This window comes from Paenibacillus sp. YPG26, assembly GCF_023704175.1.
Lineage (GTDB): Bacteria > Bacillota > Bacilli > Paenibacillales > Paenibacillaceae > Fontibacillus.
In genome coordinates, this window is sequence record NZ_CP084530.1 from 2341268 (window position 1) to 2357500 (window position 16233).

At 48.1% G+C, this 16233-nt stretch carries 7 protein-coding genes and 2 rRNA genes (1 of these 9 running past the window's edge); 3 read left to right on the forward strand and 6 right to left on the reverse strand.

The features are described from left to right. The first annotated feature begins 187 nt into the window (after positions 1 to 187). Complete coding sequence (locus tag LDO05_RS11030; RefSeq protein WP_251375454.1) at positions 188 to 2377, forward strand: glycoside hydrolase family 18 protein; 2190 nt, start codon at positions 188 to 190, stop codon at positions 2375 to 2377. Between the two features lie 94 nt (positions 2378 to 2471). Here the strand turns inward: LDO05_RS11030 and LDO05_RS11035 are convergent, their stop codons facing one another. The 4 genes from LDO05_RS11035 to LDO05_RS11050 form a co-directional block, all read right to left on the reverse strand. Beyond that, entirely contained in the window at positions 2472 to 3791 is a 1320-nt protein-coding gene (locus LDO05_RS11035; RefSeq protein ID WP_251375455.1) for a hemolysin family protein, read from the reverse strand. A 73-nt stretch (positions 3792 to 3864) separates the two neighbouring features. Next, positions 3865 to 5025 (reverse strand): hypothetical protein, encoded by a 1161-nt coding sequence (locus LDO05_RS11040; RefSeq protein ID WP_251375456.1) that lies wholly within the window; start codon positions 5023 to 5025, stop codon positions 3865 to 3867. 186 nt (positions 5026 to 5211) lie between these two features. After that, positions 5212 to 10941, reverse strand: a complete 5730-nt coding sequence (locus LDO05_RS11045) for a HAMP domain-containing protein (RefSeq protein ID WP_251375457.1) — start codon at positions 10939 to 10941, stop codon at positions 5212 to 5214. Positions 10942 to 11307: 366 nt separating this feature from the next. Further along, on the reverse strand, positions 11308 to 12525 hold the full coding sequence (locus tag LDO05_RS11050) for an MFS transporter (protein WP_251375458.1): 1218 nt from the start codon (positions 12523 to 12525) through the stop codon (positions 11308 to 11310). A gap of 219 nt (positions 12526 to 12744) precedes the next feature. Here LDO05_RS11050 and LDO05_RS11055 point away from each other — a divergent pair, with 219 nt between their 5' ends. Together LDO05_RS11055 and LDO05_RS11060 are read left to right on the forward strand one after the other, a co-directional pair. Beyond that, positions 12745 to 13095: a hypothetical protein gene (locus tag LDO05_RS11055; RefSeq protein ID WP_251375459.1), complete on the forward strand. Its 351-nt coding sequence runs from the start codon at positions 12745 to 12747 to the stop codon at positions 13093 to 13095. Between the two features lie 63 nt (positions 13096 to 13158). Then, a complete protein-coding gene (locus tag LDO05_RS11060) occupies positions 13159 to 13509 on the forward strand; it encodes a hypothetical protein (protein WP_251375460.1) in 351 nt (116 codons plus the stop codon). A 262-nt stretch (positions 13510 to 13771) separates the two neighbouring features. Here LDO05_RS11060 and rrf read toward each other — a convergent pair. Both rrf and LDO05_RS11070 read right to left on the reverse strand, forming a co-directional pair. Further along, positions 13772 to 13888: ribosomal RNA gene (gene rrf, locus LDO05_RS11065) — 5S ribosomal RNA — on the reverse strand. 198 nt (positions 13889 to 14086) lie between these two features. Beyond that, positions 14087 to 16233: ribosomal RNA gene (locus LDO05_RS11070) — 23S ribosomal RNA — on the reverse strand (it continues 908 nt past the right edge of the window).

Genomic DNA, 16233 nt, shown 5'->3' on the forward strand with positions numbered 1-16233 from the left:
CCTCTGTTCCCTTCTTCCAATATACTTGCCTAATCTTCCTAGGACCTATGCGGAACCAGCAATCACACTGGATTCTCCCACTAATGGCTCCACTCCCTCAGACACTATTGTTCGCATAACCGGTCGTTATTCCAATGTCTACAACATCAGTCTGGTCATTAATGCAACCCGCAGAGAGGACGTCCATATGGAGGATGATGCCTCCGGTACAGAGTCTGGCACCTGGTATTATGATTTGGACACTTCAAGTTATGATGGTGCAATTGAGATTGTAGCCGGCGGTCAGCGGCCGGATACCCGTTACGGAATTTCCACCCCATTCGTCGTATTCCATGTAGATCATCCCGAAGCGAACAAACCCGCTGTTGAAATTGTCAGCCCCGAAGACGGAAGCCGCTTAACTGGAATTCAACTGATTAAGGTTAAAGCAACCGCACGCAACCCGCTCACTTCAGTACAGATCAGAATTAACGGAAGCTCTTGGAAAAATACAATCTTAAAAGGAAATCTTTATGAATACGCTTACAGCCCAGTGCTGAAAGGAGATCAGACCTTAAGCATTGAAGCCAGAGCAACCGACGATCACAATAACATCGGTAAAAGCTCAACCCGCTATGTATATACAGGCGAAGGTGTCCGTGAACCGGTTATCGTTGAGAAGCAGGATCGTGCCATTTGGCTTTGGGAAAAGGCTGCCTACAACCTGATTCTGAATCCCGGTTCCAGAAGCGCACTTGAACAGTTCACCAGCGATACCTCCACCTTCAACTCGGGGGCTGTCACTACCATTTATATGGGGGTATTCCCACATGAGGGTGTGGATATGCTGGAGGAAAAGCGCAAGGAACTCCGCAAATTCTTGAAATGGGCTCATGAACGCGGCTTGAAAATTCAAGCCTGTATCGCTGGCGGAACCGTACCTCCCTATTTCGGAAGTTACAAGAGATATAATAAACATGCCATCAACGAAATCGAGAAAGTCATTAATTTCAATCTTTCTTCCCCGCCGGATGAACGCTTCGACGGAGTGAATGTCGACGTGGAGCCTTATATTCTTGGTGAATTCGGCACTACCAAGCCTCAGCTTCAGATCGACTATCTGAATCTGCTTCAAACGATGATGGAACGCAGAAACCTGTCAGGCCTTAACCTTCCTGTTGGCCCTGCCATTCCAAGATGGTATGACACCTCCAATGCCGCTAACGATATCACATGGCAAGGACAGACCAAGTGGTTGTCCCAGCATGTTCAGGATATAACAGATTATATATCCATCATGGATTATACAGATAGCAGCAGAGGAATCATTGACGGAGCTCAAGGTGAAATTGACTATGCGAACTCTATCAATAAGCCTAACTCGGTTATCGTAGGTGTTGAGACACTCGACATCGCGAATAGTGGCGATCCGGAGTCCATTACCTTCCGGGAAGAAGGACGGACCTACATGGAGAGCCAACTGGCCGCGGTATATCAGAAGTTTAGCAATGAACCGTCATTTGGCGGAATAGCTATGCACCACTACGACTCCATTAGATGGCTTCCTACGGAATGGGGACCTAATGCGGTATTCTGGAAGCCACAGATCGAGGACACCACTCCACCAACTGCACTTAGTACCGATCCCGAAGCTGTCACTTTTGATTATCAGACGATTAAGCTGACCTATGGCCGGGCAACGGATAACTCGGACATTGAGGAATATCGAATCTACCGGAGCACATCTCCTGAATTCACACCAAGCGTAGCCAACTATGCAGGCAAATCCTACAATCTGGATTATACAGATGAGGGCCTGCTTCCACAAACAACTTACTATTACAAAGTAGCTGCGGTTGATATCAGCGGTAACGTCGGTCCTGCTAGCGGTATTACCTCAGCCACCACGGGAGAGACACATCTACAACCGATGACCATTAGCTCCATGAAGGTATCGCTGAACGCAGGCAAGATCAGAGCAACCCTCAAGGTACAAGACTTCAGTACAAAAGAGGAACTCTCAGCTCTTGTATACGGCCGATTCACCTATATGGCAGGTAAATATGTAACCTTCAAGCTCACTCCTGGCACTATTGCAGCTATTGACTCGGAAGCTGTGCCTACTGCTTCGGGCATGGCCGGGTTCGCTCCGCAGCGGATTATAGCCCCAGGTTATTACTGGGCATCTGCTTATGACACACCACATACCGCTACGGTAGTCTGGCCTGCACAGCAGGGTGCAGCACAAACGGAGGATCGGAATGCGGACCAAGAGCCCTCACTTGATCAAGAGCCAACACCTGACCAGGAACCTGTAGTTGAAGAAGAGCCGGTAGTTGACCAAGAACCTCTTCCTGCTGAGGAGGAACCTGAAGAGACACCTGAACTGCAGCCATGAGGAACTGCCTCCATGTATGAGTAGGTGCCTGCACATGACCTCGCTTCAAAATAGAATAAGACCCGGAAGAAGCTTCCGGGTCTTATTCTTACTCTTACTCGATCTGCGATGCCTCTTTATCAATTATCTCGATCATTAAATAGCGGTTCTTCTTCCTCTTGCGAACCGTGTAACGATAATCTCCATGCACGATGCTATCGCCTACACCCAATTCGCTGTTCTGTGCGAAGAGCCAGCCGCCAATTGTATCCCACTCTCCGGAATCAAGCTCACTCGTGAGATGACTGCTAACTTCCATTACAGACACTTTACCATTCACAGTCAAGTGTCCTGGTGCCCAGACTTTCACATCTTCTTCTTCTTCCGTATCGAACTCGTCCCTAATCTCGCCAACGATCTGTTCCAGAATGTCCTCAATCGTTACGAGACCCGAGGTTCCGCCATATTCATCAATAAGAATCGCCATGTTGGTACCATCCTTCTGAAGACGCTTCAGCAGGGTATTCACATGAATAAATTCCGGAACGGCCATTACGGGTTGAATTAAATCCGATACATCAAGATTGGGATTGTCCTCATAGGCAAGGAAGAATTGCTTGGTATTAATAATACCAATAACATTGTCTTTGCTCTCTTGAACAACCGGGAACCTGGTGTACTGCTGTTCCTTGATAATCTCAAGATTCTCTTGTCTTGTCTTGCCTGTATATAAACAGATCATATCCGTTCTGGGAACCATAATGTCCTTAGCCATCAGATTATCAAATGCGAAGATTCGATTCACATAACCGTACTCCGCCTGGTTAATCTTGCCGCTCTCCAGACTTTCGCTCAGGATAATACGAAGCTCCTCTTCCGAGTGCGCCTCCTCGTGTTCCGAAGCAGGCTTTACACCAAAGAGTCTCACAAGCTGATTGGCTGATCCATTCAAGGCCCAAATGAAAGGATACATAATTTTGCTAAACCAGATTATAGGCCTTGCCGTAAGAAGAGCAATCGTCTCAGCTTTGCGAATAGCGAGAGTTTTGGGTGCCAATTCACCTACGACAACATGAAGATAAGTGATTAGGGCAAATGCAATAATTACAGACACCACGCTGCCCAGACTTTCAGGGATATTGAGACCGCTGAATAAAGGATGCATGATGGCTTCCATCGTAGGTTCTCCAAGCCATCCTAATCCGAGCGCAGTAATCGTAATACCGAGCTGACATGCAGACAGATAACCATCCAGGTTATCCAGTACTTTCTTCACGGCCTTAGCATTCTTACGGCCTTCCGTGATTAGTTGGTCCACTCTGCTGCTCCTCAATCGAACCACTGCAAACTCTACAGCTACAAAGAATGCTGTCAGAAAAATCAATAAAGCGATTAATACTAAGTTCAAACCATACCTGTCACTTTCCACAAACATCTTCTCCTTAAGTTATGTCCTTATAATTACATCTGAATATTTACGAAGAAGAGCCTTGCTTGGTTTCAAAAAATTATTGAGGGCTTAATTTGGTTGCCTTAACCCGATCATAGGCATCTCCGAGAATCAAGTAACCACCAGGTGATGAGAGGACGATTACCCCCCGGTTTATTGGTTCAGTACGTTCAATTATTGTTGTCCAGAGCACCATGCCTGAATTGTTCAAGCGCTGCACGAACGCTTTGGAGACCGTTCCGTGCCAGTCCTCATTTGTTTTTCCCGTAACAATATATCCGCCGCCTGCAGCAAGCTGAACATCGTTAGCATAACTACGGTCAAGGCTGCTGTCCAGAGGATGAGACCACAGAAGATTGCCTTGCACATCTGTCTTCAGGATATATCCGGTCGTTAAATTTCGTATATTGTGATTAGGATTCGGATGATTGTAGAACCCTGAGATCACATACCCACCGTCCTTATCCTGCACAAGAGCAGTATTCCATAAATTCTGACTATCCTGAGCGGGGGCAAAGCTCTTCTCCCATTCCAGCTTGCTGGTGCTGCTGAATTTGGACAAGGTTACTGTTCCTGTGCCCTCTTGGGAAGTAGCCTCGCCTAGCAAGATAAAGCCGCCATCTTCCGTATGCTTAACCAGAGATACGGAGTCCTCCGTTGCTTTTCTTAGAGTCTTTTGCCAGATGAGCTTGCCATTTCCCGCCAGCTTAACCAAGATTAAATCCCGTTCCTGTCCTAGAGAACCTGGCGTGGTTCCGGCAACGATATAACTTCCATCCACCAGTTGATCCACAGACTTAAGATAGGTATTCTCTAGGGATAGCGTGTATTCCCAATCCTTATTGCCCTGTCCGTTCACCTTCAGGATTTCTTTGCCACCTGTAGAGATATATCCGCCGCCCCGTGTCTGATGAAAGGACGCCAAATAAGAAATATTATACTTAGGGAAGGTTACCTTCTCCTTTTTGACTCCACCTGTACTAATAGAATTTACTGTAATTTGATCATTTCGAAGGTATGCTGCCAGAATCTCACGTTGGCCATGCTCATAAATAGAGTCCAAAGGAAGCTCTACTTCTTTGTCCCATACAACCCGGGGAGCCTGCCGGTTCAGAGTTTCTGCGGACACCAGAGATCCTACTGAAAAAGCTAGGGCTAAAGCAAGAACTGAAGAGATCATAAGTCTGATTTTTTTATTTGAGAATGTTCTACTGCTCATTATTATTTCTCCTCCTTCAGATAATATGTCTGTCCTTACTCATTATGTTTCACCACTATCTTTGAGGACAAGCGGATAAAGGCTTACCTGAACAGAATATTTTCATCACTACGATTACTATTGAACTAGTTCTGGAATAACAAGGCTCCCCAAAATGGATGTACCATTTTGGGGAGCCTATGTTCATTATTCGCTTATTATCTCATCATTCACAGCACTATCCCGATCAAGCCAACTGCGTATCATGGACAACAGCTGCGCACTATTCACAGGCTTCGTAATGTAATCCGAGGCTCCTGCCTCTAGACATTCTTCCCGGTCTCCCTTCATCGCTTTGGCGGTCAAAGCGATGATCGGAAGATCCTTGAACTCATCCTTCATACGAATAGCTCTCGTGGTCTCATAACCATCCATCACAGGCATCATGATATCCATTAGAACAATCTCAATATCCGGTGTCTCCTCCAGAATTCGGATCGCTTCCTGACCATTCTCTGCTGGTATAACCTTCATATTATGCCGTTCCAGAATAGTCATTAGCGCAAATATATTACGCACATCATCATCAACGACGAGCACCTTTTTGTATCTGATCATTTCGTCTGATTGATGAAGCTTAACCAGCTTCTCGCGGGTATCGGCCGGTAGATCTTCCGTACGGCGATGCAGGAACAGACTGGTCTCATCCATGACCTGATTGGAGGTCTTCACTTCTTTGATTACAGCCGTCTTGATGAATTCCTCAAGCTCGTTCTCTTCCTCCATCGTCCACTTTCTGCTGCGATGCAGAACGATTGGAACATGTTTGTTCTGCGGGTTCTTGTACATTTCACGTATTAGAGCAAGAGCGTCCAGATCCGCCAAGTCATTATCGATCAGCACACAGTCAAATTCTTTGGTTTTCAGCTGATTCAGTGCCTTTCTCGATGTATCCACAGCAGTAATTCTCAGATCCTTGCTGTTGATCATCTGGACGAATTCTTTGCGGGGCTCTTCTTCCCGCACAACAACCAGCAGTGTATGAATTTGCTTATCCGCGAAGGCATTAAGTTTGTCCAGTGTGTTATCCAGCTCTTCATTGGTAACTGGTTTGCACAGATAGCCATGAACACCTTTCTGCTTCAATTCAAATTCGTCTTCCTCAACAGTAATCACACATACCGGAATATGCCGGACTTCCATATCGTTCTTCAAGTGCTCAATTACAAGCCAGCCGTCCGTGTCTTTCAGCCTCAGATCCAGTGTTATTGCAACTGGCTGATACTTTCGGGCGAGCTCTAGCGCATTCGAACCCTTGGTTGTGATTACTGCCTTGATTCCTTTACGATGAAGGGCATCAAGCAGAATCTCATTGAATTTGAGATCATCCTCAACAATCAGGAAGACCCTGTCGTTTGGCCCGATATTATCCCGGTCATCTTTAACCTCACTTCGTGAGCTGAAGCGATGGGACTCCGGCGGGGTTACATCAATGACCTCAGGCACATATTTGGGTGTAAGGCCTGAATCGGATGCATCCACATCTACAGGAAGATATAGATTAAAGATGCTTCCCTTATTCATAACACTATACAGCGTGATCTCTCCGCCAAGCATAGCTGCGATTTCGCGTGAGATTGCAAGACCTAGCCCCGTACCGCCATATTCCCGGTTCGTGCTTCCATCCGCCTGCTGGAAGGCTTCAAAAATTATACTTTGCTTGTCATCCGCAATTCCGATCCCCGTATCGCTAACCGAGAAGCACAAGACCATACCAGCATCGTTCAGTGTCTCGTTATCTTCACTCCAGCCATCCAGTGCTTTGCGCAGATGGAGTGAGATCAGACCTCTTTCAGTGAATTTGAACGCATTTGATAATAAATTTTTGAGTATTTGCTGTAATCTCTTTTGATCTGTAACAATTTTCTGTGGCACGTCTGAATCAGCCTTGAGTGTGAAATCAAGCTCCTTACCTCCGATCAATGGACGGAAGGCGCGATTCAGCCCCTCTAGCAGGTCGACAAGCGAAATCTCGCTAAGATCTACAGAAGCCGTTCCGGATTCAATTTTGGATAAATCCAGAATATCGTTGATCAAATTCAGAAGATCCAGCCCTGAGTCCTGAATTGTCTTCGCGTATTTCACCTGGCTATCACTGAGGTTCTCATCCGGATTCTCGGCAAGCTGCTCTGCAAGCAACAGCAGTGAGTTAAGTGGTGTGCGAAGTTCATGAGACATGTTGGCCAGGAACTCGGATTTATAGCGTGAAGTCAGTGCCAGCTGCTCCGCTTTTTCTTCAAGGAAGCGCTTGGCGACTTCCACTTCATTATTCTTGCTCTCAACCTCAGCCTTCTGTATAACCAGAAGCTTGGCTTTGTCCTCAAGCTCTTCATTCGTATTTTGAAGCTCCATCTGCTGCTTCTGGAGTTCTTCCGTCAGCGATTGCGACTGCATAAGCAGTTCTTCTGTACGCTGATTCGCCTGCATTGTATTGATAACGATACCGATCGATTCTGTCAATTGATCAAGGAAGGCAAGGTCAATATCGTTGAACTTCCGGAATGAGGCAAGCTCAAGTACAGCCAACACCTGATCTTCAAAGATAATCGGAAGAAGCACAATGTTAAGCGGGGTAGCTTCCCCAAGTCCTGAGGAGATCATAACATAATCGCTTGGTACGTTGTTCAGCAGAATCCGCTGCTTCTCAATCAGGCATTGTCCCACCAAGCCTTCTCCGGCACGGAATTCATTAGACAGGTGCTTGCGCTGCTGATAGGCGTAGCTTGCGAACAATTCAAGCACAGGCTCCCCGTTCACCGCTTCGTTAATGTAGAATACACCGTGCTGCATCGATACCAGCGGAGCAAGCTCAGACAAGATCATGCGGCTGACGGCATACAAATCACGCTGACCCTGTAGGAGACGTGAGAACTTCGCCAGATTGGTCTTCAGCCAATCCTGCTCTGTGTTAATCCGGGTAGTTTCCTTGAGGTTCCGAATCATCTCATTCACATTGTCTTTGAGCGCGGCTACTTCCCCAGCGGCGGCCACATCAATCGTACGTGAGAGATCTCCCTTGGTTACGGCGGTAGCTACGTTGGTGATTGCACGCACCTGCGTTGTGAGCGTGCTCGCCATGTAGTTAACGTTATCGGTAAGATCACGCCAAGTCCCGGCCGCACCCGGTACACTCGCTTGTCCGCCCAGCTTCCCTTCCGCTCCTACCTCTCTTGACACCGTAGTAACCTGATCGGCAAAGGTTGCCAGCGTATCGATCATGTTATTAATCGTATCCGTCAGCTCGGCAATCTCACCTTTGGCTTCCACGGTTAGTTTTTGCTTCAAATTCCCGTTCGCTACCGCCGTGACGACTTTAGCGATTCCACGTACCTGGTCGGTCAGATTCGTAGCCATAATATTTACGTTATCCGTCAGGTCCTTCCAGATACCGCCAACTCCGCGAACTTGGGCCTGACCGCCCAGCTTACCGTCGGTACCTACCTCAGACGCCACACGGGTAACCTCGGAGGCAAATGAGTTGAGCTGATCCACCATCGTATTAATCGTGTTCTTCAGCTCCAAGAGCTCACCTTTTACATCTACGGTAATTTTCTTGGACAGATCTCCATTGGCCACGGCTGTGGTTACTCCCGCAATATTACGCATCTGGATCGTCAGGTTGCTGGCCATATAGTTAACCGTATCAGTCAAGTCTTTCCAGGTGCCGGACACATCCTTCACCTCGGCCTGTGCACCCAGCTTACCTTCTGTTCCGACTTCACGCGCAACGCGGGTAACCTCGGAGGCAAAGTTACTGAGCTGATCCACCATCGTATTCATCGTGTTCTTCAGCTCAAGAATTTCACCTTTTACATCAACGGTGATCTTCTTAGAAAGATCCCCTTTTGCAACCGCGGTAGTCACATCTGCAATGTTACGTACCTGGTCGGTCAGATTCCGGGCCATGCTGTTAACCCCTTCAGTCAGGTCCTTCCAGGTTCCGCCTACGCCCTTAACCTGGGCCTGACCGCCCAGCTTCCCTTCCGTACCTACCTCATTCGCCACCCGCGTTACCTCGGAAGCAAAGGTTGAGAGCTGGTCCACCATCGTGTTAATCGTGTTCTTGAGCTCAAGAATCTCTCCTTGAACATCCGCGGTAATCTTCTTGGATAGATCCCCGTTGGCTACCGCTGTGGTAACGACAGCGATGTTACGCACCTGATTCGTCAGGTTGCTCGCCATATAGTTAACGCTTTCCGTGAGGTCACGCCACGTTCCGGCAACCCCTTTTACCTGAGCCTGGCCGCCCAGCATTCCAAGCGTACCTACCTCACGCGCCACACGGGTAACCTCGGAGGCAAAAGTACTCAGCTGGTCCACCATCGTATTGATCGTGTTCTTCAGCTCCAAAATCTCACCCTTGGCATTAACAGTTATATGCTTGGACAGATCGCCCTTCGCAACGGCTGTGGTCACTTCCGCGATATTACGCACCTGATCGGTAAGCGTACCCGCCATATAGTTAACACTATCCGTCAAGTCCTTCCAGGTTCCCGATACATCTTTAACATCCGCTTGGCCGCCCAGCTTACCCTCTGTTGATACTTCTCTGGCTACGCGTGTAACCTCGGAAGCGAAGTTGCTAAGCTGATCCACCATGATATTGATCGTGCTCTTGAGCTGCAGGATTTCGCCTTTGGCATCAACCGTAATCTTCTTGGACAGATTACCCTGTGCGACTGCAGTCGTTACTTCAGCAATGTTACGCACCTGATTCGTCAGATTGCTCGCCATGTAGTTAACGCTTTCGGTCAAATCACGCCATGTGCCAGCAACACCGCTTACTTCAGCCTGGCCGCCCAAGATCCCTTCTGTGCCTACTTCCCGGGCCATACGGGTTACCTCGGAGGCAAATGTCGAGAGCTGATCCACCATCGTATTAATCGTAATTTTAAGCTCAAGGATTTCGCCTTGAACATCCGCTGTAATTTTCTTCGATAAATCCCCGTTCGCTACCGCAGTAGTTACAACTGCAATGTTACGTACCTGATCGGTCAGGTTCGAAGCCATATCATTAACACTTTCGGTAAGGTCACGCCATGTACCTGAGACATCCTTTACGTTCGCCTGGCCGCCCAGCTTACCCTCTGTTCCTACCTCACGGGCCATACGGGTTACCTCGGAGGCAAATGTCGAGAGCTGATCCACCATCGTATTAATGGTGTCCTTAAGCTCCAGAATTTCGCCTTTGGCGTTAACGGTAATCTGCTTGGACAGATCTCCCTTGGCCACGGCTGTGGTTACAGCTGCGATATTACGCACCTGATCCGTCAAATTCGTAGCCATGTTGTTAACGCTGTCCGTGAGATCCTTCCAGGTGCCCGAGACCCCTTTCACATCTGCTTGTCCGCCAAGAATACCCTCTGTTCCTACTTCACGGGCTACACGGGTTACCTCGGAAGCGAACGTGCTAAGCTGGGTCACCATCATGTTGATGTTAGTAGCTGTCCGCTGGAATTCACCGGTAAGCGGCCTGCCTTCAAATTCAAGGTCCACCTTCTGGGAGAGATCCCCCTGGGCTACCGCATTAATAACGCGAACCATCTCACTTGTGGGCTGAATCAGATCAGCCACGAGACCATTGATTGACTCTGATACAATCTCCCATTGGCCTCCTGTATTCTTATGCGAGAACCGCCGTGTTGACTTACCTTCCTTGCCCACTACCTTGGCCACAGTTTGAACCTCGGTGACGAGGCTTTCCTGCATATCCATAATTTCATTAAATGTATCTGCCACTTTGCCGGCGATGCCTGTGTGATCGTAAGGCATACGGTATGAGAAATCTCCCTTTTTTAAAGCCATTAAAGCATTTAACAACTCTCCGGTATTTAACTGGTCATGGGATGATTGCTTGGGTTCTTCATGTTCTGACATGATCCGATTTCCTCTCCGACATAATTTTTTTCTCTTGACTGTAAAGAAACAGAATCTGAACTAAAGACGGCTTGACTTAAGCACCTGAACTATAATTAGTTAACCTGCTCCAAGTAATTATCTCTTTAGTTCATTTCATATAGACATGGTCTATCATATTCTACTATGAAGTGGACACGCTGTCATGTTCTGAATATCCTAGTATCCTGTGTGGTTGAAATGAATAAATTTAATAGGAACAATTCAAGCAAAACCTCGACATTTCCCATCATTATTCTACATTTCGCGCTTGTGTGTCATAAGGATAGCAAAAAAGCGGACGCCGCTGATTACCAGCGCGCCCGCTATCATTTATACTGAATAGTCCTAATCCTGCAGTTCAAGTCCCTTGGTCTCCTTGCCAAGGAATAAGACGGCTGCTGCCCCTACTAAGATAGTTACAAAGAAAAAGGCAAAAATACGGTCAACGCCCTCTCCAGCTCCGATCCAGCCGCCAACTAAAAGAGGTCCAATCACTCCTCCAATCCGTCCTATAGAAGTAGCTAATCCTACACCAGTGGAACGAATCCGGGTTGGGTACAGCTCTGGGCTATACGCATAGAGTCCACCCCATGCACCAAGATTGAAGAATGACAAGCATATTCCCGCGGCCATAAGCATGCCTTCCGAGGTAGAGTATCCGAACCAGATCGCACTTAGAGCTGTTAGGACTAAGTATCCTACAAGAACAAATTTGCGTCCGAACTTTTCAATGAAATAGGCTGCTGTAAAATAACCCGGAAGCTGTGCCACCGTCATGATCAAAACATACTCAAAGCTCTTGATTAAGCTGAAGCCCTTCAGCATCATAACATTGGGCAGCCATAAGAACATGCCGTAATAAGACAGTACCACCGTGAACCACAGCACCCACAGCATGACTGTTGATTTACGGTTACCCGCGGACCAGACAAGCCTCAATTTCTCCCGGAAGCCAAGTCTTCGTTCAGACTTCATCTTCTCAAACCGCGGCGAATCGTCAATAGCCTTACGAAGGTATATGGCATAGAGTGCCGGAAGAGCCCCGATAACAAAAGCAGCCTGCCAGCCGTAATGAGGAATTACAAAATAAGAGATTAGCGCAGCAAGTATCCATCCGGCTGCCCAGAAACTTTCGAGCAGGACTACAGCTCTTCCTCTTTCTTGAACAGGCATTGATTCGGATACCAGTGTTGAAGCGACCGGCAGTTCCCCACCTAAGCCTACTCCAGACACAAATCTAAGCACACAGAGCATGGTGAAGCTTGCCGCAAGGGCTGATAGTCCGCTGGCTGCCGAGAAGATAAGAAGCGTCCACAGCAAAATATTTTTACGGCCATAACGGTCAGCAAAGTATCCGGCCAGCGCAGCCCCGAGCACCATTCCAATTGAATTAATACTTCCAAGGAGCCCGACTTGTCCTGGTGACAAGTTCCACTCCACTTTTAATGCAGCGATAATAAAAGACAAAATTCCAACATCCATCGCATCGAACATCCAGCTTAGCCCTGCACTAACCAGCAGCTTCCGATGCTTTGGACTTCGCAACACACTTAGGTTACTCATCTTATATGTACTCCCTCCGCCGGCTCCTGTGAACCGTCTTGATCCGTTTGTGTTATTATTCTACCCCACTTGTCTCACAACTTCTACGACAATGTGAAATTAATCTCTAGGATTCGCACTCCAACATGATTATTTTCAAGATTAAGTAATAAAGCACAATCTAAAACACTTCCAACCTCATTTAATATATTAACTTGAATTTTAGGAGGTGATTTTCCAATGGCTAAACGCCCTACTCGTGCTGTCCGGTTAGGAACGGGTCGAAAGCTTGATGTAGCCAAGTACAACCAAATTTTGAAGCCTACCCAAAGACTGCGCCGTCTGACCATCGTATGGACGAATTCTTTCGGCAATCCGTATAACACATCTGGTTTCTTTGCTACCGTCAGCACAACCTCCGGGAGACTGATCCAGACTGCTAGATTTGACAGCTATGGGGTTGTCGTTTTTTCACGAGTCTCTACACCCACCTCCCGCAACCTAATCGTACGTACCTTCTCAAGCAACGGCACACTATATACAGTAACAAGAGTTCCCGAAGGTAACGCTGCCTATGTCATTATTTCTTAATACTCGATCCTTGGCATAACGATTTGGCTTGCTCAATACTCAAAATTATAGGAGTGATTTATAATGGCTAAACGCCCTACTCGTGCTGTCCGGTTAGGAACGGGTCGAAAGCTTGATGTGACCAAGTACAATAGAATTTTGAAGCCTACCCAAAGACTGCGCCGCCTAACGATCGTATGGACGAATCCTTCCGGCAATCCGTACAACACATCTGGTTTCTTTGCTACCGTCAGCACGACCTCCGGGAGATTGATCCAGACTGCTAGATTTGACAGCTATGGGGTTGTCGTTTTTTCACGAGTCTCTACACCTACTAATCGTAATCTCATCGTACGTACCTTCTCAAGCATTGGCACACTATATACTATTACCACAGTGCCGGAGGATAATGCAGCCTACGTCATTATTTCTTAGTGTTGTTGCAGCACTTAATCTGATGGCCTCTAATTAGTTTTCATAGAAAGAAGCAGATATACGTTAAATTGGCTTAGTGTTCACACTCTGAAGTTTAACTTTGGCAACAAGTATTCTAGCAAAAAGAGCTTACTGAGTTACTATATAACCTAGTTTCTGCGTAGATCTTGTGTAACGTAAATTCTTGCTGCACCGGATGCTCAGCATCGGGTTACAAAAAAGAAAAAAAGCCTTATCGATCTCTCGATAAGGCTTACTCTTTGCTTGGCGGCGTCCTACTCTCCCAGGACCCTGCGGTCCAAGTACCATTGGCGCTGGAGGGCTTAACGGTCGTGTTCGGGATGGGTACGCGTGGAACCCCTCCGCCATCGCCACCAAACAGGATTTTTCCGAGCCATCAATCCCTGAATTACTTCAGGAAAATATCCGACTTCAGAAAAGTTATGCTGCGAGAAAATATCAGGCTTTAATAAAACCCACATCTTCTCCTCAGGCTTGATCACCTGAAAACTAGATACGAAACGAATTGTGCGTGTTAGATTGTGTTGCTTCCGAAGTTACACTTCGTGAAGCTGTCTTGGATAAGCCCTCGACCGATTAGTACTGGTCAGCTCCATGCATTGCTGCACTTCCACCCCCAGCCTATCTACCTCGTCGTCTTCAAGGGGTCTTACTAATTGGGAAATCTCATCTTGAGGGGGGCTTCACGCTTAGATGCTTTCAGCGCTTATCCCTTCCGCACGTAGCTACCCAGCTGTGCTCCTGGCGGAACAACTGGTGCACCAGCGGTGCGTCCATCCCGGTCCTCTCGTACTAAGGACAGCTCCTCTCAAATTTCCTACGCCCACGACAGATAGGGACCGAACTGTCTCACGACGTTCTGAACCCAGCTCGCGTACCGCTTTAATGGGCGAACAGCCCAACCCTTGGGACCTACTTCAGCCCCAGGATGCGATGAGCCGACATCGAGGTGCCAAACCTCCCCGTCGATGTGGACTCTTGGGGGAGATAAGCCTGTTATCCCCAGGGTAGCTTTTATCCGTTGAGCGATGGCCCTTCCATGCGGTACCACCGGATCACTAAGCCCGACTTTCGTCCCTGCTCGACTTGTCAGTCTCGCAGTCAAGCTCCCTTATGCCTTTGCACTCTTCGAATGATTTCCAACCATTCTGAGGGAACCTTGGGGCGCCTCCGTTACTCTTTAGGAGGCGACCGCCCCAGTCAAACTGCCCACCTGACACTGTCCCCATACCGGTTCACGGTACCAGGTTAGAACTCCGATACGATCAGGGTGGTATCCCAACGTTGCCTCCACCGAAGCTGGCGCTCCGGCTTCTTAGGCTCCCACCTATCCTGTACAAATCGTACCCAAGTCCAATATCAAGCTGCAGTAAAGCTCCATGGGGTCTTTCCGTCTTGTCGCGGGTAACCTGCATCTTCACAGGTATTAAAATTTCACCGGATCTCTCGTTGAGACAGCGCCCAAGTCGTTACGCCATTCGTGCGGGTCAGAATTTACCTGACAAGGAATTTCGCTACCTTAGGACCGTTATAGTTACGGCCGCCGTTTACTGGGGCTTCGGTTCATAGCTTCGGGTTACCCCTAACCACTCCCCTTAACCTTCCAGCACCGGGCAGGCGTCAGCCCGTATACTTCGCCTTACGGCTTCGCACAGACCTGTGTTTTTGCTAAACAGTCGCTTGGGCCTTTTCACTGCGGCCCCCTCGTGCTATTCACACTACCGGGGCACCCCTTCTCCCGAAGTTACGGGGTCATTTTGCCGAGTTCCTTAACGAGAGTTCTTCCGCGCGCCTTAGAATTCTCTTCTCGCCTACCTGTGTCGGTTTGCGGTACGGGCACCTTCTCCTGACTAGAGGCTTTTCTTGGCAGTGTGAGATCATGACCTTCGCTACTATAATTTTCGCTCCCCATCACAGCCCAGCCTTAACGATGTGCGGATTTGCCTACACACCAGCCTCACTGCTTGGACGGACATCCATCAGTCCGCGTCACTACCCTGCTGCGTCACCCCATCGCTCATAGCGGATTACGGTGGTACAGGAATTTCAACCTGTTGTCCTTCGACTACGCCTTTCGGCCTCGCCTTAGGTCCCGACTTACCCTGAGCGGACGAACCTTCCTCAGGAACCCTTAGGCTTTCGGCGGATCAGATTCTCACTGATCTTTTCGTTACTCATACCGGCATTCTCACTTGTATGCTGTCCAGCGCTCCTTACGGTACACCTTCAACCTGCATACAACGCTCCCCTACCCCTGGATCGACTTCACTCCAGCTTCGAAGCCTGTGTGTTTAACCCCTGTGAACCATTTGGCCGAAACCTCTAGGAGGTTTGCCTTCGGCAAAAATGTCACTTCGTTTAAACACCGCCTCAAAGAAGCAGTGAAGTCGATCCAAGCCATAGCTTCGGTGGTGTGTTTAGCCCCGTTACATTTTCGGCGCAGAGTCACTCGACCAGTGAGCTATTACGCACTCTTTAAATGGTGGCTGCTTCTAAGCCAACATCCTGGTTGTCTGTGCAACTCCACATCCTTTCCCACTTAACACACACTTGGGGACCTTAGCTGATGGTCTGGGCTGTTTCCCTTTTGACAATGGATCTTAGCACTCACTGTCTGACTCCCGGACAGAAGTTGATGGCATTCGGAGTTTGACTGAGCTTGGTAACCCTTGGCGGGCCCCGCACCCAATCAGTGCTCTACCT